A 19,503-nucleotide genomic window follows, 5' to 3' on the forward strand; every position below is an offset into this window, starting at 1 on the left:
TTTTGTATTTTTTAAACGGCTGTTTTTAAAGCCTGCCCCTCTCTTCAGTGTCCTTAAAAATTTCCAAGTATTTTAAAGTCCTTTACCTCCGCCCGGATGCCGGTCAGAGCATTGCGTATGCCCGGTTCATTTAAGTTTCCGGCCACATCTATATAAAATCCATATTCCCACTGCCTGTTCGGAAGCGGTCTGGATTCAATATTCGTCATACTGACATCATTGAACATAAAATGTGCAAGAATGTTATAAAGAGATCCCGTCTCATGCGGAAGAGAAAAACTGATGCTTACCTTCCCGGCATCTCTCCGGTACTGCTTTTTCTTGGACATAACCACAAAACGGGTGCAGTTATTTCCTTCGTAATTCACCTTGCGCTTCAGCACCTCCAGTCCATAGAGCTTAGCCGCCCGCTCGCTGGAAATCGCAACCTTGGTCGGGTCATTGTCATCCGCAACTTTTTTGGCCGCAACGGCAGTGTTCCTTATGCGAACCTGATCCCAGCCGGTCTCGTCTAAAAATTGCTTGCACTGCATCAGCCCCTGGGGATGTGAATATACCTTGGTCACCTTGGAAAGATCTGTTCCCTTAATGCCTACAAGGGCATGATTGCACTCTACCGTCTCTTCCCCGACTACACATACGTCATGATTCAGGAGCAGATCATAGATGCCGCTCACAGTGCCTGCGGAGGTATTTTCGATGGGCAGAATTCCGTAATCTGCCTTTCCCTCATCCACTGCCACGACCACATCTTTAAATTCATCGGCTGTAAAATGGCTGATATTTTCTCCAAAAAACTGCACCATGGCCTGTTCCTGATACGCTCCGGGAATCCCCTGATATACAACTTTTGTATCTCGGTTGATCTCCAGTTTATCCACCTCTTTAAACATTTTCCGCACGTAGCTGTCTTCTTCCGACAGGAGACTGTACTGGTATCTGCGCCCGATGGACATAAGCTGTAAAAAGAGTTCCTCTGTTCCCTTCTTTAAAAACTCCGGTTCGACTTCGCCTGTTAGCGCCTCTATCTTCTCCTGTTCCCTATCTCTGTCATAAATCGGCTTGCCTGTTCCTTTTTTATACTCTGCAACCTCCTCGGAACAATGCATCCGCTCTTCAAACAGGCGGACAATCTTCCGGTCTATCCGGTCTATGTCCTTTCTTATGTCAAGTAAATCTCTCATTTTTCTTCCTTTTCCTCCAAAGCATCTTTTAACTCCAGGATCGTCTTGTTCAAGACAGGATGCCTCTCATAGGGTGCTATCTGTACGAGAGGCTCCAAAACAAAACTTCGTTTCGGAATCTCTGGATGAGGTATCGTCAAATGATCTCCATGAATCACGATGTCATCATACAGCAAAATATCCAGATCCAGTGTCCTTGGTCCCCAATGTACAATCCGTTCTCTGCCCGCATTATTTTCCAGTCCCTGCAAATATTCGAGGAGTTCCTCAGGTGTCTTCAATGTATCGATCCCGATACATCCGTTGATAAATTTATCCTGCTCCGTATATCCGTAAGGTTCTGTCTCTGCAAGGTCTGACACACAGATCAGCCTGAGATCATCTTCCTGTTTCATCTGTTTTACTGCTTCGTTTATATACTTCATCCGGTCCCCCATATTGGAACCTATCCCAATATATGCCCGGTGCCACTGCCGCTCAATTCTGACAGAGACACTCTGGATCGGCAGCCCGATCGGAGCCCAGGGTTTTTTGACTTCCACCTCTGTCTTCCTGATCAGGTCAAATTCTATCAGAAGCCGCTCTGCAATCGTTTCCGCCACCCGTTCGATCAGGTCAAAGGTATTTCCCTCCATGATCTCCCGAATCCGATGGCATACTTCCCCGTAGTTGACGGAGTATTCTATTTTATCACTCTTGCCGGCCCGTTTTGTATCTGTATACAGTACTGCGGACACAAGAAATTTCTGTCCCAGGACTTTTTCTTCTTTATATACGCCGTGATTGCTGTAAAGCTCCAGCTCTTTTATAATAATCTGATCCATCTTCCCCGCTCCTTTAATAACGGCAGATTGCCTCGATCATAGTGAGGGCGCGCCTGTTTTCCTTAACGTCATGAACCCGGAACATCCGGCAGCCTTTCATATATCCGCTCACCGTAGTGGCCACAGTACCCTCTGTCCTCTCATCTGCCGGCAGATCCAGAGTAAATCCGATCATAGATTTTCTGGATGTACCGAGCAGTACCGGCACCTGAAACTCAAGAAGAAGTTCCAAATGGTTCATGAGCATCAAATTTTGTTCCAAAGTCTTTGCAAATCCAATGCCCGGGTCCAGCAGTATCTGTTCTTTCCGCATGCCGGCCTCCCCGGCAGTCTGCATAGTCTCCCTGAGGTCCTTTATCACATCACTCAAAAAATTCTTGTAATCTGTATTCTTCCGGTTATGCATAAGGCAGGCCGGAAGGCCTTCCCTGGCCAGCAGCGGAGCCATTTTTCCGTCCCACTTGAGTCCCCATATGTCGTTGATCATATCGGCGCCTGCACGGATGCCTTCCTCAGCCACCTGCCACTTGTATGTATCCAGGGAAATGACCGGATCAAACTCTCTTTTCAGTGCCTCAATCACCGGAGCTGTCCTCTCGATCTCTTCATCCACGGTGATCTTTTCATGTCCCGGGCGGGTGGATTCCCCTCCGACATCGATGATATCCGCCCCTTCGCCGAGCATTTGCTCCGCATGCTTCAGAGCCGCATCCAGACGGGTGTATCTTCCTCCATCCGAAAAAGAGTCCGGAGTCACATTGAGTATCCCCATAATATATCCATGGTTTTTCATATCAAATTGTCTTTTTCCTATCTTCATGTCCAGCTCCTAATACCGATATATGTTGTTTTTCTTCTCTTCCGGCCAATAGCATTCTTCTCTCGCCTTACAGTTGCAGCAGTCCCTGGAGAGCTTGTCTGCCCGGCCAAAAAGGCAGGAAAGCTTATCACTGTCCGGCCTTCTGTGGGACTCTAATAAAAGCAGAATCGTGCTCCGCTCCTCTATATTATAAGGGGACTCAGACAAAATAGCCGAGGCGATCGAAATGCCTGCCTCCTCATGTGGAATTCCCTCGGCATACTGCTTTCCTCTTCCGATATCGTGCAGAAAACCTGCGGCATAGATCACATCTTTCTTTACGTCAAGCCGTTCTTCAAGCACAAGGATATAAGCAATCCTGGAAACCGCCAGGAAGTGCCCGGTGTCGTGGAGACAAAAGGCCCTTCCTTTCTCCGCATCCTGAATCTGCCGGTAAGCACTCTGATATTCCGGATGATTCGTGATATATGAAAGCCGCTTCACTGCTCTAACCTCTCAGTTCTTTTAAAAATGACAGGGTTCCGAACACGACGATAACATCGTCCTGTCCGCATTCCTTCTTAACCTTCTGATAACATTCTCCAAGACTTCCTCCTTCGGTCACTTTCCGGTAAAACGGACGGGCAGCGTCAGCTAGCACACCCGAAGGCAGGGCACGGTCACCTTCCGGTGTCACCGTGTAAATTTCATCTGACATTGGAGACATGATCTTTAACATCTGCGGATAATCTTTATCCGACAATACTCCCATTATATAAATTATTTTTTTATTTGTAAAATTCTTTTGAAGGAACCGTAAAAGCTTTTCGGCTCCGTCCGGGTTATGGGCTCCGTCGCAGAAAACCGCAGGAACCGCGGAAATACGCTGTAATCGGCCATCCCATACAGCATTTTTTAATCCTTTTCTTATGGAATCCTGCCGAAAAATATAAGATTTTTTTAAGATTTGAATGGTCTCCAGAGCGACTGCGGCATTACAGATCTGGTGCTCCCCAAGCATACCGATTTCCATATTCCGGTACTCTGTTCCATCTGCACAGACATAAGAAAATACTGAGCCCTCTAAGTTTTCGGATAAGACGGTGACACGGCTTGTGTCTGCGAAGATGAGAGGCACGTTTTTTTCTTCTGCAGCCTTCTCTATCACTTCCCTGGCCTCAGAAGTATTATCGTAAGAAACGGCAGGACATCCTTTTTTCAGGATACCTGCCTTCTCACCTGCGATCTCCTGAATCGTGCTGCCCAGATACTGGGTATGGTCATAGCCGATCGATGCAATGACTGTACAGATCGGGTGCTTTATCACGTTTGTTGCATCCAGTCGTCCCCCAAGCCCTGTTTCCAGAAGGACTGCGTCCACTTTTTTATCGAGAAAATAAAGAAATGAAAGGGCAGTCTCCATTTCGAAGACTGTCGGATGCTCTTTTCCGTCCCTGACCATCTCCTCCGCTGTTTTTTTTATTTTCTCCATATAAAAGCAGAGATCTTCCTTTGTGATGATCTCATCGTTAATACGGAACTTTTCTTCATAGCAGAAAGAAGCAGGAGACACATACCGCCCTGCTTCATAACCCTGCTCTTTGAATACCGACGCAAGAAACGCCAGGGTAGAACCTTTTCCGTTAGTTCCTGCTATATGAACGATCTTCAGCCGGTCCTGGGGATTCCCGAGACGGTTTAACAATTCCCTGATATTGTCAAGTCCTAAAATACTTCCAAACTTATTGGCTCGTCCAATAAATTCCATTGTCGCCTGATAGTTCATGTTAGCTGCCTCCCTGTCTCATCTCTTTGTCTGTTAAGAAAGAAGAGCCTCCCTTATGACGTCCTCAATCTTCTTCACATATACGATCTCGATATTTTCTGTAATCTCTGTATCAAATTCCCTGACATCTTTTTCATTGGCCTTTGGTACGAGTACTTTTGTCATGCCCGCGCGTTTTGCCGCCAGCATTTTTTCTTTCAGTCCCCCGATTGCCAATACCTGTCCTCTGATCGTCACCTCTCCGGTCATTGCCACAGTCCCCCGGACTTTTCTTCCCGTGATCGCCGAGATGAGGGCAAGAGTCATGGTAATTCCGGCAGACGGTCCGTCTTTTGGCACCGCACCTTCCGGAATGTGAATGTGGATATCGTGAGATTCAAAGAAATCATCCTTGATCTTATATTTGCCGCTCTTGCTCCGGATATAGCTGACTGCAGCCTGGGCCGATTCCTTCATCACATCACCAAGAGATCCTGTGACGGTAAACTTGCCCTTCCCCGGCATTGTGTTTACTTCCACGTTGAGCATGACGCCTCCGACACTGGTCCATGCCAGTCCGTGCACGATTCCCACCTCGTCCTTCAAATTTTCTTTTTCCAGTTCATACGGAGCCGTGCCCAAATAATCCCGGACTGCTTTTTTCGTCACCGTCACTTTTTTCTTCTTTCCCTGATAAATGTCTTTTGTAATCTTTCGGGAAACATTTCCAATGGTTCTCTCCAGGCTTCTCACACCCGCTTCTCTCGTATAACTGTCGATCAGCAGCCTGAGAGCATCGTCCTTCCAGACAATTTCCTTCGGAGTCAGCCCGTTGGCTTCCATCTGCTTTTTTACCAGATAATTTTTGGCGATGTGAAATTTCTCGTTTTCAGAGTAACTGGAAACTTCTATGACCTCCATCCGGTCTAAAAGCGGTTTGGGGATCGTGGAAAGATCATTTGCCGTGGCGATGAACAGTACATCACTTAAATCCAGCGGCACTTCCAGATAATGATCCCGGAAATGTTCGTTCTGCTCTCCATCCAGGACTTCCAGGAGCGCCGATGCCGTATCTCCTCTCTGGTCCTTTCCCACCTTATCCACTTCATCCAGAAGCATCAGCGGGTTGCGTACTTTAGCCTGACGGATCGCTGCCACGATCCTTCCCGGCATAGCTCCCACGTAAGTCTTCCTGTGCCCCCGGATCTCGGACTCGTCTCTGACGCCTCCCAGTGATAATCTCACATATTCTTTGTGGGTAGCCCTGGCAATCGACCTTGCGATGGATGTTTTCCCCGTTCCCGGAGGGCCCACAAGGCAGAGGATAGCCGCGTCCTTCTTCTGGCTCATGGCCCTTGCCGCCAGATATTCCAGAACCCGCTCCTTAACTTTCTTCAGTCCATAGTGATCTGCTTCCAGAATCTTTTCTGCTTCTTCCAGATCCATGGAATCTTCCGAAAGCTTTTCCCACGGCACATCCAGCATAATCTCGATGTAAGTTCTGAGCACCGCGCTCTCGGCGGCACTGTTTCCCATAGCCTGGAACCGGGAGATTTCTTTCTTTATCTTGTCCTTCACCTCTTCGCCGGCTTCCATTTCAGAAAGACTGCGCAGGAACTCATCGGCTTCATCTGCGATATTGGTCTCTCCAAGTTCTTCCCGGATCACCTTGAGCTGTTCCCTCAGCATATATTCACGCTGATTGTCGTCAATATTCTCTTTGACCTTCTCCTGAATGTCCAGTCTCAAATAGGCGAGACGCAGTTCCTGTTCCAGAAACACAAGCATGAGCTCACATCTCCGTTTTAAGTCCATCTCTTCCAGAAGTTTTTGTTTGTTCTGAAGAGAAAACGGAAGATGGGTTGCCAGATGGTCCACAAACACTTCCAGATCTGTCTGCATGAGGATATAACTGTATACATTAGGGTCCATCTGATTCCAAACCCCGGTATATTTTTCAAAATTTTCTTTTAAGGCTCTGAATACCGCCTCCTTCTCATCCTGTTCAAATTCCTGCTGCTCTGTATGCTGATAAGCCGCTTCCACCCGGAATATCGGTTCTTCCTCACAGACTTCCAGAATTTCAGCCCGGAACATGCCCTCGGCGAAAACCCGGATAATATTTTGAGGCAGTTTTACTACCTGGCGGATTCTCGCCAATGTCCCGATCTGGTAGAGGTCGTAAGATTTAGGATCTTCCATCGCCGGATCGATCTGATTATCCAAAAAAATCATCTGATCGTTCTGCATGGCTTCCTCGATCGCGCGCACCGATTTACTCCGTGAGACATCAAAATGAATCACCGAATTCGGATATATGTATTTCCCTCTCAGCGCAAGCATCGGTAATACTTTTTTCATCTGTTTCTCCTTCGTTGTTATATCGTTATTTATGCCAAAAAAACTGCCTCAATAGCAAGAAATTCTTGTATTAAAGCAGTTTGTTGACTTTGGGCCGGATGTCTTATGCTATCTCGCCATTGCTCTTCTTCGTTCTTTTTTTTACGCCTGACGTCCTCTTTGATCTGTCATCAGACCTCTCGATCACCGGCTCTTCCGAAGATTCTACAACGCCTCTGGTGATCACGCATTTGGACACTTTCTCGTCAGAAGGCACCTGATACATCAGATCCATGATGACGCCTTCCATGATGGCCCTTAACCCCCTGGCTCCTGTCTTTCTCTCCATGGCCTTCTCTGCAATCGCTTCCAGAGCACCATCTTCAAATTCCAGGTCTACTCCGTCGAGTTCAAACAGCTTCTGATACTGTTTCACCAGTGCGCTCTTCGGTTCTTTCAGTATGCGCACAAGCGCTTCTCTGTCCAGAGGATTTAAGGATACATTTACTGGAACTCTTCCAATGAACTCAGGAATCAGACCGAATTTTACGAAGTCTTCGGGCAGAACCTGCTGAAGCAGACTTCCGATGTCTTCTTTCTGTCCATTTCCAATTTCTGCATTGAATCCGATAGACTTCTGTCCAATTCTGGATTCAATAATCTTCTCCAGCCCGTCAAAAGCTCCTCCACAGATAAACAGGATATTGGTTGTATCAATCTGTATAAACTCCTGGTGCGGATGCTTCCGTCCTCCCTGCGGCGGAACAGAGGCTACCGTACCCTCGATGATCTTTAATAAAGCCTGCTGCACGCCTTCCCCGGAGACATCTCTGGTGATAGAGGTGTTTTCTGACTTTCTTGTAATCTTATCAATCTCGTCAATATAAATAATCCCGCACTGTGCCCGTTCGATGTCATAGTCTGCCGCCTGGATAATCTTTAAGAGAATATTCTCCACATCCTCTCCCACATAGCCGGCTTCAGTCAGCGCTGTAGCGTCTGCGATAGCAAACGGAACGTTGAGCATCTTTGCCAATGTCTGGGCAAGCAGCGTTTTCCCTGATCCCGTTGGCCCAAGCATTATAATATTGCTCTTCTGAAGATCAATATCTGAGGAATCTCCCAGAAGGATCCTCTTGTAGTGATTATAGACTGCTACAGACAGCACTTTCTTGGCCTCGTCCTGTCCGATCACATAATCGTCCAAAAATGCTTTGATTTCTTTCGGTTTATTTAAATGGATCTCTGTATCATCAATATACTGCTCAAATTCCTCTGCAATGATATCCGCACAGACCTCAATACATTCATCACATATATAGACGCCTTTTGCCTTCGGCCCTGCGATCAGTTTTCTCACCTGGTCCTGGGTCTTATTGCAAAAAGAGCAACGAAGCTGCTTTTTGTCATCGCTGTGATTTACCATAGAATTACCTCGCTCTTTCTAATTATGATTCCCTCTTCTTGTCAAAGACGGCATCAATCAGTCCGTACTCCACAGCTTCCTCTGCAGTCAGCCAGTTGTCACGGTCCGTATCCCGTTCAATGACTTCTAATGGTTTTCCTGTATTTTCACTTAAAATGCGGTTTAAGCGCTTCTTCGTCTGTAAAATATGCTCTGCGGCAATCTGGATCTCTGTTGCCTGCCCCTGGGCTCCGCCCATCGGCTGGTGGATCATGATCTCGGCATTCGGCAGCGCCATACGCTTTCCTTTTGCTCCCCCTGAAAGCAGGAAAGAGCCCATGCTGGCTGCCATACCCATGCAGATCGTAGACACATCACACTTGATGAAATTCATCGTGTCATAGATGGCCATGCCTGCTGTGACAGATCCCCCCGGACTGTTGATATACAGGCTGATATCCTTCTCCGGGTCTTCTGCTTCCAGAAAAAGAAGCTGGGATACAATCAGGCTTGCTGAAACATCGGTAACTTCTTCTCCCAGGAAGATGATTCTTTCTTTTAATAAGCGGGAATAAATGTCATAAGAACGCTCCCCGCGGCTTGTTTGTTCAATGACATAAGGTACTAAACTCATCTTAAATTCCTCCCGGTTTTCTATCTTTCAATTATTTTGTCTGGCAGGAACTGATAAGGAAATCTACTGCCTTCTGTACAGCAATGTCATCCATCATCTGATCCTTCTGGCTTCCCTGTACCATCTTTTCTAACTGTTCTGTTTCCATCTGGTACATACCTGCCATTTTTTCTAATTCTTTCTTAAAGTCTTCTTCGCTGGCTTCAATGCCTTCTGCTGCGACGATCGCCTCCAATACAAGACGTGTCTTTATTCTCTTTAATGCCTGAGGTTTTAACTCTTCAGCAAACTTCTGGGCATCACTTCCTGTATACTGAAGGTACTGTTCCATGTTAAGTCCCTGGTAGCTGAGTCTCTGTGAGAATTCATCTGCCATCTGCTGTACCTGCTCTTCGATCATGGCATCAGGGATGTCCATGGATGCATTCTCTACTGCCTGGTCAACCAATGCATTTTCTTTCTCTGTCTTGGCAGCTTCTTCTTTCTGTGCCCTGATATTCTTCTTGATCTCTTTTTTGTAGTCTTCCAATGTCTCAAATTCTGAAACTTCAGATGCAAATTCATCGTCTAATTCCGGAAGTTCTTTTTCTTTAATTCCTTTGATTTTCACTTCAAAAACAGCCGGTTTTCCTGCCAGTTCCGGTGCATGGTACTGTTCCGGGAACGTTACGTTGACTTCGATTTCATCACCGATATTTTTGCCGATCAGCTGCTCCTCAAATCCTTCAATAAAGGTACCTGATCCGATAACCAGAGTCTGGTCTTCAGCCGTTCCTCCTTCAAACTTTTCACCGTCAACAGATCCTGAGTAATTAATCAGAGTGATGTCTCCGTCTTTGACCGGGCGGTCTTCTACTGTAATCTCCCTGGCATTTGCTTCCTGTTCCTTCTTCAGCTGCTCTTCAATTTCTTCTTTTGTTACGCGGATTTTCTTTTCTTCGACTTCCAGTCCTTTATATTCTCCAAGAGTCACTTCCGGTTTAACCGCAATCTCGGCTGTAAAAATAAACGGTTTCCCTTTTTCTAACTGAACTACGTCGATATCAGGTCTGGAAACGATATCCAGGTCAGAATCTTTCATTGATTCACTGTATGCTTCAGGAATCAAAATATTCGCGGCATCCTCGTAAAAAACTTCTACTCCGTATGCTTTTTCAATAAAGTTTTGAGGTACTTTTCCTTTTCTGAATCCAGGTACGCTGAACTGTGATTTCTTCTTATTATATGCTTTTTTGATTGCTGCATCTAATTTCTCAGGCTCTACCTCAATCGTCACTTTTACCATATTATTGTCTAACTTTTCAACTTGTAATCCCATTCTTACAAATCCTCCTAAATATCATTATCTTTGTTGTAGTTTTATACAAACATTAAGTCATTATACCATGACGTTTCCGACCTGTCGACTGAAAATACAGATTTTACGCCATTTCTGTCAAATGAAGCCTTCCTACTGCTTTACTCCCTGATAGACATATTCACCGGATGTCTGAAGAATTCTCGGGGCCTTGCTCACGATTTTCACCGTAAATGCATCTCCCTTCTTCAGATCCTTTTTGGATACTTCCAACAGATGTTCGTTGTGGAATGTCGTATTGATCTTCGTCTCATCCACATACACCTGACAGAAGTTTGTGAAGTTATTTCCTTCTATAAATATACTGTTCTCAGTCTCATAAGCTTTTGTCACATTGATTTTTTTAATGCCAAACGAGATATCTGTCGCCTGAAATGGATTTTTTTGATCCCAGACATACTGCTTGCCGTAAAGCATATCATACTGCAGTGTCTTCATATCCTTCTGGTAATTTTTCGTGCCCTGCCGGGTCTGGTGAAAACTGTTCATGACCCCGTTTTTGATGTTCAGCTTGGCGAGGATATCGGAACCGAGCTGATAAGCTTCGATCACACCGTCCTTCTTTTTCAGTCCCATGTTATCCCAGATAAAATAGCTTGTCTCATATTTATTCCCGTAGGTCAGATCTTTATCGTCTACCTCAAGACTAGGAAGATGGTCGCCATACATCACAAGGACCGTATCTTCACCCCGTTTTTTCAGTGCACTCACCAGATCTCCCACAAACTGATCCATCTGGTATACCTGATTGGCATAGTAGGTATATTTGTTCTTTAAAGCCTCATCTTTGATTCCGCCTACGACCTTGATCTTTGGATTTTCAATAATCTCTGTCTTAGGATAATCTCCGTGCCCCTGGACAGAAATTGTATAGATATAGTCTTGTCCCTTTGTAGAATCCAAAGCGTTCAGAATACAGCCTGTGAGTATCGTATCCTTGGCCCATCCGTTTTCTGTCCACTTTTTGATATTCATACATTCTTTGGAGGTGAAGGTGTCAAACCCAAGCTGGGAGAAAACCAGATCCCTGTCATAGAAGGCGGCACTGTTGTTGTGGATAGCATGCGCAGTATAACCATTTTCCTTCAGCAATGTGGCCATGCTCTCTGTGGTAGTCGACTGCAGGACAGTTTTGTAAGGGTATTCCGCCGCTCCGAAGTGATCCAGGTTCATGCCTGTAATCGCCTCAAATTCGGAATTGGCAGTTCCGGCACCGTAAGACGGCATGCTCAGCTGTCCGGAAGAATATCCCTTCATATATTTGTGAAAATTCGGAAGAGGGTCCTGATTGAACTTCACGCCTTTTACCTGGGTGATATCAAAGTGTGACTCCAGCTGTACAAAAATAATATTCGGCTTCCTGACTCTGCCCTTTTTCTTATCCTGCGCCTGTTTGGTCTTTTGCTCAATCTGGTCAATTTTATCTTCTGAATAGTTGGACGGTTTATCAATCCCATTTTTCAAGGCAGTAATTGAAAAGCAATACGGTGTCCCGTAATCTCCATAGGCAATCCGGATGTTGCCGATCCTGTCTGTGAGCATATTGCTCCTGAAACCATATACAGTTGTCCCTCCGAATGCCGCAAAAATAACAGCAACCGCAAGGATATTCCTCTTATACTGCAGATTCTGTTTTTTGGGCAGATACAGAAATCCTACAACGAGCAGCACCAGTACGATTAAAATAAGTGCACCCATAAAGACGATGGCTGACGGCGAATAATAGTTGGTCATGACCGGAAGTACAGATTTCATCAGTGTGACGTCCACATACGTGAATGGAGTATTTCTGGCACTGAGCATCAGAAAATTGACGATCCCGATGACTGACCAGACCAATGTCACTATAATGTAGGTAAACAGCCTTCGCTTCACGATCAATACCACAGAATAAGTGACAAAAATGATGAATGCGCTGTACAGAAACATCTTGGTCCTGTCATTGACAAAGCCGAATACTCCCTGGTCAAATGTCTGGCGCCCGAGAACTTCCAGTAAAAATGCCATGCCAAATGCCAGCACAATATTGCACAGAACAGGAACCTTCTCGATCCACTTCCCAATCTGCCTTACTATATTCTTTACCAAAGATTTCATGATACTCTCCTTACTTTGATTCTGTCTTTCAAAAAAGGCCCCGAAAAACTCGGAGATTTCTTATTTGCAAAAAGTCATACAGTGTATTATAACACTGTCATTCCAAAGTATCTATACTTTAATTGTGAAAAATTTCTTAAATGCTCTGCCCAGATTGACAGTTTTCTGTATCCATGATACGATGCTCTAGGAAACTTTTCTTATGGTTTTTTGTAAAGTTTCTAGTTTATATTAAAGAAAGGAGCAGAACAGTTTTAAGCGCCATGCACCTTCTGGCACGGAACCTGACTTATCGAACAGATAACGAAGAGCAGAAGGTTAACGAGGTGGAAAGTGATCGAAGATTCGGCGGATGCTTTCCCGTGGCTTTGGACACGTGATGTACAGAAAAAAACTGTGAGTAATCGCAGAACAAAGGCTGTACAGCCAAAGATATAAAAACCACACAAAAGAACATTTAAATAGAAGGACACTTCATCGCTTTTACATTTTAAGCGACGTTTTCTTTGTGTTCGCATAAAATTAAATAAAAAGGAGATTTCAACATGTGTGGAATTATTGGATTTACAGGAAAACTCGAGGCAGCAGATATCTTGGTAGGAGGCCTGACACAGCTTGAATACCGCGGATATGACAGTGCGGGAATCGCAGTCAATGAAGGCTCCTCCACTAAGATCATTAAAACAGCCGGAAAGGTTTCCAATCTCCGCGAAAAAGTAGAGTCATCAGAAGACCGCAGCGGAACATGCGGGATCGGACACACACGATGGGCTACTCACGGAGGAGTGACTACCGCCAACGCGCATCCCCATGTAGCAGGAAATATTACGCTGATCCACAACGGAATCATCGAAAATTATAAAGAGCTTGCGATCGCTCTAAAGGCCCAGGGCCGGACTCCGGTCTCTGAGACTGACACTGAAATTGCCGCTCTTTATCTGGATTCTGTATATGAGGGAGACCCGTTTGCTGCCATGAAAAAAGCAAATGAAGCATTGGATGGAGCCTACGGCTTCTGTATTATGTTTAAAGATCATCCCGGAGAGATCTACTGCATGCGCAATTCCAGCCCTCTGGTAGCAACCTCCACAGAAGACGGTGCCTTCATCGCCTCCGATATGGTAGCACTGCTCCAGTACTCTAAAGATTATTTTGTCGTGCCGGAAGAGCACATCGTAGTTATGAAAAAAGACGGTATCACACTCTATGATATGGAACAGAACATCGTTTCACCGAAAATGCTTCACGTTGACTGGGATACTACTGCTGCTCAAAAAGGCGGATATGATTACTTTATGCAGAAAGAAATCTATGACCAGCCGGAGGCACTGACAAACACTGTTATGCCCAGACTTCACAATGGTCTTGCGGATTTCAGCGCCGATGGGATCTCAGATGACCTGTTCAAAGATATCAGCCGCGTGATCGTGACTGCCTGCGGTACTGCAATGCATGCCGGATTAGTGGGCCGTCATCTGATTGAATCCATGGTGCGTATTCCTGTCACCGTAGAACTCTCTTCAGAGTTCCGCTATATGGATCCTATTCTGGATGAACATACATTGGTTGTCATTGTTTCCCAGTCCGGAGAAACTGCTGACTCCCTGGCTGCTCTGCGCCTTGCAAACGAACGGGGTGCAAAAACACTTTCCATCGTCAATGTGAAAGGTTCCAGCATCGCAAGGGAAAGCGATCAGGTTTTATATACACACGCAGGTCCGGAAATCGCTGTTGCCAGCACAAAAGCATTCTCTGTACAGTGTTCAGGTTTCTATCTGATCGCACTGAAACTTGCTGAACTGAGCGGTAAATTCACCGAGGCAGAATTATCAGAGTACTGCAAAAAATTTGAGGAAGCGATTGCAACCGTGCCGGAAGTCCTGAAAATGGACAGTTACATCAAAGATATCGCCGAAAAAATTAAAGATACCTTCTCTGCATTCTTCCTGGGCCGCAGCCTTGATTATGCCATTGCAAGCGAGGGATCTTTGAAATTAAAGGAGATTTCCTATGTTAACTCTGAGGCATACAATGCAGGAGAATTAAAGCACGGAACCATCTCTCTTGTGACAGAAGGAGTTCCGATCATCGCTATTGCTACTCAGGATCATGTCCTTCCTAAGATCATGGCCAATGTAGAAGAAGTCAAAGCCCGCGGAGCCCATGTGATCATGGTGACCGACAAAGACATGTCAGATTACGAAGGCGTCTATGACGACCTGATCCAGGTGCCTTCCGTGGATGACAGATTCGGAACCTTCGGCGTCACTGTGGCACTGCAGCTGCTTGCATACCACGTAACCGTATTCAGAGGAAATGACGTAGACCAGCCAAGAAACCTGGCAAAATCCGTAACCGTAGAGTAATTTTATGAAATCCAGCCGACAGACAAAGACTGAATTTCATGTGAGAGCTGATATTGCTGAGATACAAAAAACACCGGCCTATTTTAGGCTGGTGTTTTTTATCCATAGAAAAAACTGGTTCGCGAACTGTTAAGGATCTGAAATTGTGCAGAACCAAAATAAGCAGGCTCTCTTATCGCTTACTTTACCTCTTCCAGCCGCCGGATTTCTCCGCTGTGATCTATGATGACATCCTTCATTACCAGAAGCATTTCTGTATTTTTATCCACACGCTCACTCAATCTGCTGAACTCCGCGTGTGAAATCCTGTCCTCATAAAGAGCATCCAACTTTGGTATAACTTCGTTTTCCACACGGAAACAAGTCTTTTTTACAGAACCAAGATCATCCTCCACTGTCGTCAGTCTATCGTCTATCGATTCAACTTTTACTTCCAGCGAATCAACTTTTGTCTCCAATGAATCGACCTTTTGTTCCACTGAAGTCAGTCTTTCATGGATTGGCTGAAGTTTTTCATCAAACTTTTTATCGAGTTTCTCTTCTAACTTCTCTTCTAATTTGCGGTCCAGCATCTCTTCTATCTGTATAAGCAGTTCACCGTGGTCCATTTTCCGCTCCTCCTTCTTTTGTTATAACAATATTATACTCCTGAACAGAAAGAAAATCAACATATTTTTCCATATAACAAAGTAGGCGAGCCCACTTCAGCTCTTAGGCCCCTCAATCTTTGAGGGGCTTGACAACTTTGCGTGCCAGATGCGATTTGACGCAGTCAAATAATTTCCTTACGCATCTGTGCACAGCCCGCGGAGCGTTTTTATTTCATAGGGAAGGTCGTAGAACTTTCCTATGGAATAAGAAAATATTCAGAAACTTCAAACAATATCCACTTCATCTGATGTCGGTATCGATGGTGCTGCCCCTTTCCTGGACACGGCCAGTGACGATGCTTTGGCACATCTCTTCAAATTGTCGGCAGGACTCATTCCATTTATTATACCTGCAATAAAATAGCCGGTGAAAGTATCTCCTGCCGCTGTGGTATCCGCCACATCAGCCGGTATACATTCCTGCCTTAGTTCCACAGTTCCTTTCCGGTAAACCGCTCCTTCTTCCCCTAACGTCAGTACGGCTTCTGCCTTAGGAAACCGCTCCGACATCACATCCAGAATTTTTTCCGGCTCTCTTTGTCCTGTCATCTGAAAACCTTCCACTTCGTTGAGCATAAAGAGAGAAATTTTTGAAAAGTCACACGTTTCAAGAATTCGATTGTAAGGAGAAGGGTTGCAGACTATGCAAAGCCCCCGGTCAAATGCACGGTCAATGAGATAGTCCAGGAGATTGATCTCATTCTGGATCAGCAGAAAATCTCCCGGTCCAAACGTATCCAGAGCACGTTCCATCTCCTGCTTTGACTGCCTCATATTTGCTCCTCCAAATAAAAGGATTCCGTTTTGTGCATTCCGGTCCACCTGTATGACCGCATGTCCGGTCTCGCCGTCAATTTTTTGCACAAAAGAGGTGTCCACTCCGTATTTATTCAGTTCATCGAGAAGCATCTGACCGTCAGCTCCGACCGTCCCGCCCTGATAAACTTTTGCTCCGGCTTTCGCAAGGGCTATGGACTGGTTCAGCCCTTTTCCCCCACAGAAGGTTTTTCTTTGTTCCGATGCCTGTGTCTCTCCCGCCGCTGTAATGTGATCTACTTGATATACAAAATCATAATTTAAAGAACCATAATTTAATACCTTCATAAAATCGCCTCCCGCCCATTTGTTAGGACTATTATACCATCTTCTGCCGCGCAGGGACATAACAAAAGGGAAGAGATCTATAAAAAGACCTCTTCCCTGATATGTCTAAAAAAACTATCATTGGACGGTTCCATTTGTTTGATGGATACTTATCCAGTAGATATTACGTCCATTTTCTACATGATTGGAGTGAGGCATTCTAAGAGCCGAACGGAAATCATGTGGAAAATGTTATACAAACGCTTTCACGCTCTTGTAAATTCCTTCGCTGTCCAGTCCGAATTCTTTGATCAGTTCCACTGCAGGTCCTGAGTGTCCGAACACGTCCTGTACTCCGAGTTTCAGTACCGGAGTCGGCGCTTTCTCGCTCAGTACATCACATACTGCGCTTCCAAGTCCGCCGATCACAGAGTGTTCTTCTACAGTAACCACTTTTCCGGTCTCTTTTGCTGCAGCGATCACCAGCTCGTCATCCAGCGGCTTCACTGTTGCCATGTTGATAACTTTTGCGTTGATTCCGTCTGCGGCAAGCTTCTCAGCAGCTTCAAGGCTTTCACCTACGCAAAGTCCGTTGGCGATGATGGTCACATCTGTACCTTCTCTTAACACGGTACCTTTTCCGATCTCAAATTTGTAATCTGCTGTGTCATTGATGACCGGAACAGCCAGACGTCCGAATCTCATGTAGACAGGTCCGTCAAGTTCTGCCGCTGCCTTTACAACTGCCTTTGCTTCCACATCGTCAGAAGGAACGATGACAGTCATTCCAGGGATCGTGCGCATTAAAGCCACGTCTTCGCAGCACTGGTGGGTAGCACCGTCTTCTCCGACAGAGATACCGCCGTGGGTAGCACCGATCTTTACGTTCAGGTGAGGATATCCTACACCGTTTCTTACCTGCTCATATGCACGTCCTGCGGCGAACATTGCAAATGTGCTGACAAACGGGATCATACCGCTGGCAGCAAGTCCTGCTCCCATTCCCATCATATTGCACTCTGCGATACCGCAGTCAATGTGGCGTTCCGGAAATTCTTTCTTGAATACACCAGTCTTTGTAGCGGCAGCCAAATCGGCGTCTAACACTACTACGTTTGGATTTTCTTTTCCTAATTCAACCAGGGCGTTTCCATAGCTTTCTCTGGTTGCGATTTTCTTTACATCTGCCATCTTAACATCCCACCTTCTCTAATTCATTCAATGCCTGTTCACATTGTTCATCATTCGGAGCAGAACCATGCCATCCGACCTGATTTTCCATAAAGGAAACACCTTTTCCTTTGACCGTCTTCATAATGATCGCCGTCGGTTTTCCTTTGCACTCTTTTGCTTTTTTCAGTGCGTCGGCAATCTCGTCAAAGTTATGTCCATCGATATTGATCACATTGAAGTTGAATGCTTCAAATTTTGCATCGATCGGATATGGTGAACAAACATCGTCAATATTTCCGTCAATCTGAAGGCCGTTGTTGTCTACGATGACAACAAGATTGTCAAGCTTTCTGAAGCCTGCGCTCATGGCAGCTTCCCAAACTTGTCCCTCCTGGATCTCCCCGTCACCAAGCAGTGTGTAGGTACGGTAGTCCTTTCCTTTTAATTTCGCAGCTACAGCCATTCCCACTGCTGCAGAGATTCCCTGTCCCAATGATCCGCTGGACATATCAACACCAGGGATTTTCTTCATATCAGGATGTCCCTGTAAATAAGAATCAATATGACGCAGTGTGAGTAAATCTTCTTTTGGGAAAAATCCTCTCTCTGCAAGAGTAGAGTAAAGTCCAGGTGCTACATGTCCCTTGGACAGCACGAAACGGTCTCTGTCTTCCATCTTCGGATTTTCCGGATCAATGTTCATTTCTTCAAAATATAAATATGCAAACATGTCTGCGGATGATAAGGATCCGCCCGGATGTCCGGATTTTGCAGCGTGTGTCGCTTTTATGATCCCTTTTCGGATCTCATTGGCTGTTTTTTGTAATTCTGCCACTGTCATTTTTTCTCCCAACCTTTCTTATTCTCCAAATACTGCTTTATAGTCTGCCTGGAATTTTGCGATTCCCTGGTCCGTCAGAGGATGGTTCATCATCTGCTCAATGACATTGTAAGGTACAGTAGCGATATCCGCACCCATTTTTGCACACTCAATTACGTGGATCGGGTTGCGGACACTAGCACAGATGATCTGTGTATCGATTCCGCCTGCCTCAAAAATCTCAACGATATCAGCGATCAGGTCTAAACCGTTCTGAGAGATATCATCTAATCTTCCTAAGAACGGAGAAACATATGTAGCACCTGCTCTGGCTGCAAGCAATGCCTGTGTCGGATTAAATACAAGAGTCAGATTCGTCTTAACTCCCTCAGAAGATAATACTTTTGTAGCCTTTAACCCTTCTACTGTTGTAGGAATCTTAACTACCATGTTCGGATGGATCTTTGCGATTTCTCTTCCCTCTTTGATCATTCCTTCTGCATCTGTAGTAGTCGCTTTGACTTCCCCGCTGATGGCTCCATCTACAATAGAAGTGATTTCTTTAATGACATCTTCAAACTGTCTTCCGGATTTAGCGATCAGTGACGGATTTGTTGTCACTCCGCAGATCACTCCCATGTCATTTGCTTTTTTGATGTCTTCTACATCTGCTGTGTCTAAAAAAAATCTCATATTATCTTCCTCCTAAAATGAATTGCTGCACTTTTGCTCTGGTATCATTTAACCATGGATCCCCCCGGTTTGTCAAACTCCTAAACCCCAGTGTTTATGCGATTTCCCGTGAATTTATTAATAATTTTACGGTTTATTAATAACCTTTCTTTTGTGATTATTGTATACCAGATCTATTGTCAAAAAAAAACCTAGGTTTTATCAGTTTTTTCTATTCCGTTGATGTGATGATTTTTTATAAAAATTAATATTTTATAGCTTTATTAGTAATATTTTATTATAATATTAATGAATATTAATTAATAAATATTTT

At 45.1% G+C, this 19,503-nt stretch carries 16 protein-coding genes; 1 reads left to right on the plus strand and 15 read right to left on the minus strand.

Features of this window, described 5'->3' with window-relative positions; translation table 11 throughout:
- Nucleotides 1-53: 53 nt before the first annotated feature.
- The 10 genes from QVP35_RS01940 to QVP35_RS01985 form a co-directional block, all read right to left on the minus strand.
- On the minus strand, nucleotides 54-1,184 hold the full coding sequence (locus QVP35_RS01940) for a chorismate mutase (protein ID WP_006566526.1): 1,131 nt from the start codon (nucleotides 1,182-1,184) through the stop codon (nucleotides 54-56).
- Nucleotides 1,181-2,008: a 2-amino-4-hydroxy-6-hydroxymethyldihydropteridine diphosphokinase gene (gene folK / locus QVP35_RS01945; RefSeq protein WP_006566527.1), complete on the minus strand. Its 828-nt coding sequence runs from the start codon at nucleotides 2,006-2,008 to the stop codon at nucleotides 1,181-1,183. The genes QVP35_RS01940 and folK overlap by 4 nt, the downstream gene beginning before the upstream one ends.
- 13 nt (nucleotides 2,009-2,021) lie before the next feature.
- Nucleotides 2,022-2,828, minus strand: coding sequence for a dihydropteroate synthase (gene folP, locus QVP35_RS01950; RefSeq protein WP_006566528.1), 807 nt, complete (start codon nucleotides 2,826-2,828; stop codon nucleotides 2,022-2,024).
- 9 nt (nucleotides 2,829-2,837) lie between these two features.
- Nucleotides 2,838-3,311, minus strand: coding sequence for an HD domain-containing protein (locus QVP35_RS01955; RefSeq protein WP_009289067.1), 474 nt, complete (start codon nucleotides 3,309-3,311; stop codon nucleotides 2,838-2,840).
- A 4-nt stretch (nucleotides 3,312-3,315) separates the two neighbouring features.
- Entirely contained in the window at nucleotides 3,316-4,593 is a 1,278-nt protein-coding gene (locus tag QVP35_RS01960) for a bifunctional folylpolyglutamate synthase/dihydrofolate synthase (RefSeq protein ID WP_022260736.1), read from the minus strand.
- A 33-nt stretch (nucleotides 4,594-4,626) separates the two neighbouring features.
- Complete coding sequence (gene lon, locus QVP35_RS01965) at nucleotides 4,627-6,933, minus strand: endopeptidase La (protein WP_009289069.1); 2,307 nt, start codon at nucleotides 6,931-6,933, stop codon at nucleotides 4,627-4,629.
- Nucleotides 6,934-7,036: 103 nt separating this feature from the next.
- Nucleotides 7,037-8,338 carry an ATP-dependent Clp protease ATP-binding subunit ClpX gene (gene clpX / locus QVP35_RS01970; RefSeq protein WP_006566532.1) on the minus strand — a complete coding sequence of 434 codons (1,302 nt, stop codon included), beginning with the start codon at nucleotides 8,336-8,338 and terminating at the stop codon, nucleotides 7,037-7,039.
- Nucleotides 8,339-8,360: 22 nt separating this feature from the next.
- Complete coding sequence (gene clpP / locus QVP35_RS01975) at nucleotides 8,361-8,951, minus strand: ATP-dependent Clp endopeptidase proteolytic subunit ClpP (RefSeq protein WP_006566533.1); 591 nt, start codon at nucleotides 8,949-8,951, stop codon at nucleotides 8,361-8,363.
- Nucleotides 8,952-8,982: 31 nt separating this feature from the next.
- Nucleotides 8,983-10,269 carry a trigger factor gene (gene tig, locus QVP35_RS01980; protein ID WP_009289070.1) on the minus strand — a complete coding sequence of 429 codons (1,287 nt, stop codon included), beginning with the start codon at nucleotides 10,267-10,269 and terminating at the stop codon, nucleotides 8,983-8,985.
- A gap of 132 nt (nucleotides 10,270-10,401) precedes the next feature.
- Nucleotides 10,402-12,405: an LTA synthase family protein gene (locus QVP35_RS01985; RefSeq protein WP_009289071.1), complete on the minus strand. Its 2,004-nt coding sequence runs from the start codon at nucleotides 12,403-12,405 to the stop codon at nucleotides 10,402-10,404.
- Nucleotides 12,406-12,950: 545 nt separating this feature from the next.
- On the opposite strand from QVP35_RS01985, the gene glmS reads away from it, so the two are divergent.
- Nucleotides 12,951-14,771: a glutamine--fructose-6-phosphate transaminase (isomerizing) gene (gene glmS, locus QVP35_RS01990; RefSeq protein WP_009289073.1), complete on the plus strand. Its 1,821-nt coding sequence runs from the start codon at nucleotides 12,951-12,953 to the stop codon at nucleotides 14,769-14,771.
- A 179-nt stretch (nucleotides 14,772-14,950) separates the two neighbouring features.
- Here glmS and QVP35_RS01995 read toward each other — a convergent pair whose 3' ends face one another.
- The 5 genes from QVP35_RS01995 to fsa form a co-directional block, all read right to left on the minus strand.
- Nucleotides 14,951-15,379, minus strand: coding sequence for a hypothetical protein (locus QVP35_RS01995; protein WP_009289074.1), 429 nt, complete (start codon nucleotides 15,377-15,379; stop codon nucleotides 14,951-14,953).
- 267 nt (nucleotides 15,380-15,646) lie between these two features.
- Complete coding sequence (locus QVP35_RS02000) at nucleotides 15,647-16,525, minus strand: ribokinase (RefSeq protein ID WP_009289075.1); 879 nt, start codon at nucleotides 16,523-16,525, stop codon at nucleotides 15,647-15,649.
- Between the two features lie 231 nt (nucleotides 16,526-16,756).
- The gene (locus QVP35_RS02005) at nucleotides 16,757-17,695 is read right to left on the minus strand and encodes a transketolase family protein (protein WP_009289076.1); all 939 of its coding nucleotides are present in this window, start codon (nucleotides 17,693-17,695) and stop codon (nucleotides 16,757-16,759) included.
- A gap of 1 nt (nucleotide 17,696) precedes the next feature.
- A complete protein-coding gene (locus tag QVP35_RS02010; protein WP_009289077.1) occupies nucleotides 17,697-18,518 on the minus strand; it encodes a transketolase in 822 nt (273 codons plus the stop codon).
- Between the two features lie 18 nt (nucleotides 18,519-18,536).
- Nucleotides 18,537-19,190, minus strand: a complete 654-nt coding sequence (gene fsa, locus QVP35_RS02015; protein ID WP_009289078.1) for a fructose-6-phosphate aldolase — start codon at nucleotides 19,188-19,190, stop codon at nucleotides 18,537-18,539.
- Nucleotides 19,191-19,503 lie beyond the last annotated feature (313 nt).

The sequence above is a fragment of the Anaerostipes sp. CAG:276 genome (assembly GCF_000432215.1).
Taxonomy (GTDB): Bacteria; Bacillota; Clostridia; order Lachnospirales; family Lachnospiraceae; genus Anaerostipes; species Anaerostipes caccae.

Bases quoted from the DNA above. Each gene is read 5' to 3' on its own strand.
- QVP35_RS01940 (WP_006566526.1), bottom strand. From the start codon at position 1,184: ATGAGAGATTTACTTGACATAAGAAAGGACATAGACCGGATAGACCGG.
- folK (WP_006566527.1), bottom strand. From the start codon at position 2,008: ATGGATCAGATTATTATAAAAGAGCTGGAGCTTTACAGCAATCACGGC.
- folP (WP_006566528.1), bottom strand. From the start codon at position 2,828: ATGAAGATAGGAAAAAGACAATTTGATATGAAAAACCATGGATATATT.
- QVP35_RS01960 (WP_022260736.1), bottom strand. From the start codon at position 4,593: ATGAACTATCAGGCGACAATGGAATTTATTGGACGAGCCAATAAGTTT.
- lon (WP_009289069.1), bottom strand. From the start codon at position 6,933: ATGAAAAAAGTATTACCGATGCTTGCGCTGAGAGGGAAATACATATAT.
- clpX (WP_006566532.1), bottom strand. From the start codon at position 8,338: ATGGTAAATCACAGCGATGACAAAAAGCAGCTTCGTTGCTCTTTTTGC.
- clpP (WP_006566533.1), bottom strand. From the start codon at position 8,951: ATGAGTTTAGTACCTTATGTCATTGAACAAACAAGCCGCGGGGAGCGT.
- tig (WP_009289070.1), bottom strand. From the start codon at position 10,269: ATGGGATTACAAGTTGAAAAGTTAGACAATAATATGGTAAAAGTGACG.
- QVP35_RS01985 (WP_009289071.1), bottom strand. From the start codon at position 12,405: ATGAAATCTTTGGTAAAGAATATAGTAAGGCAGATTGGGAAGTGGATC.
- glmS (WP_009289073.1), top strand. From the start codon at position 12,951: ATGTGTGGAATTATTGGATTTACAGGAAAACTCGAGGCAGCAGATATC.
- QVP35_RS01995 (WP_009289074.1), bottom strand. From the start codon at position 15,379: ATGGACCACGGTGAACTGCTTATACAGATAGAAGAGATGCTGGACCGC.
- QVP35_RS02000 (WP_009289075.1), bottom strand. From the start codon at position 16,525: ATGAAGGTATTAAATTATGGTTCTTTAAATTATGATTTTGTATATCAA.
- QVP35_RS02005 (WP_009289076.1), bottom strand. From the start codon at position 17,695: ATGGCAGATGTAAAGAAAATCGCAACCAGAGAAAGCTATGGAAACGCC.
- QVP35_RS02010 (WP_009289077.1), bottom strand. From the start codon at position 18,518: ATGACAGTGGCAGAATTACAAAAAACAGCCAATGAGATCCGAAAAGGG.
- fsa (WP_009289078.1), bottom strand. From the start codon at position 19,190: ATGAGATTTTTTTTAGACACAGCAGATGTAGAAGACATCAAAAAAGCA.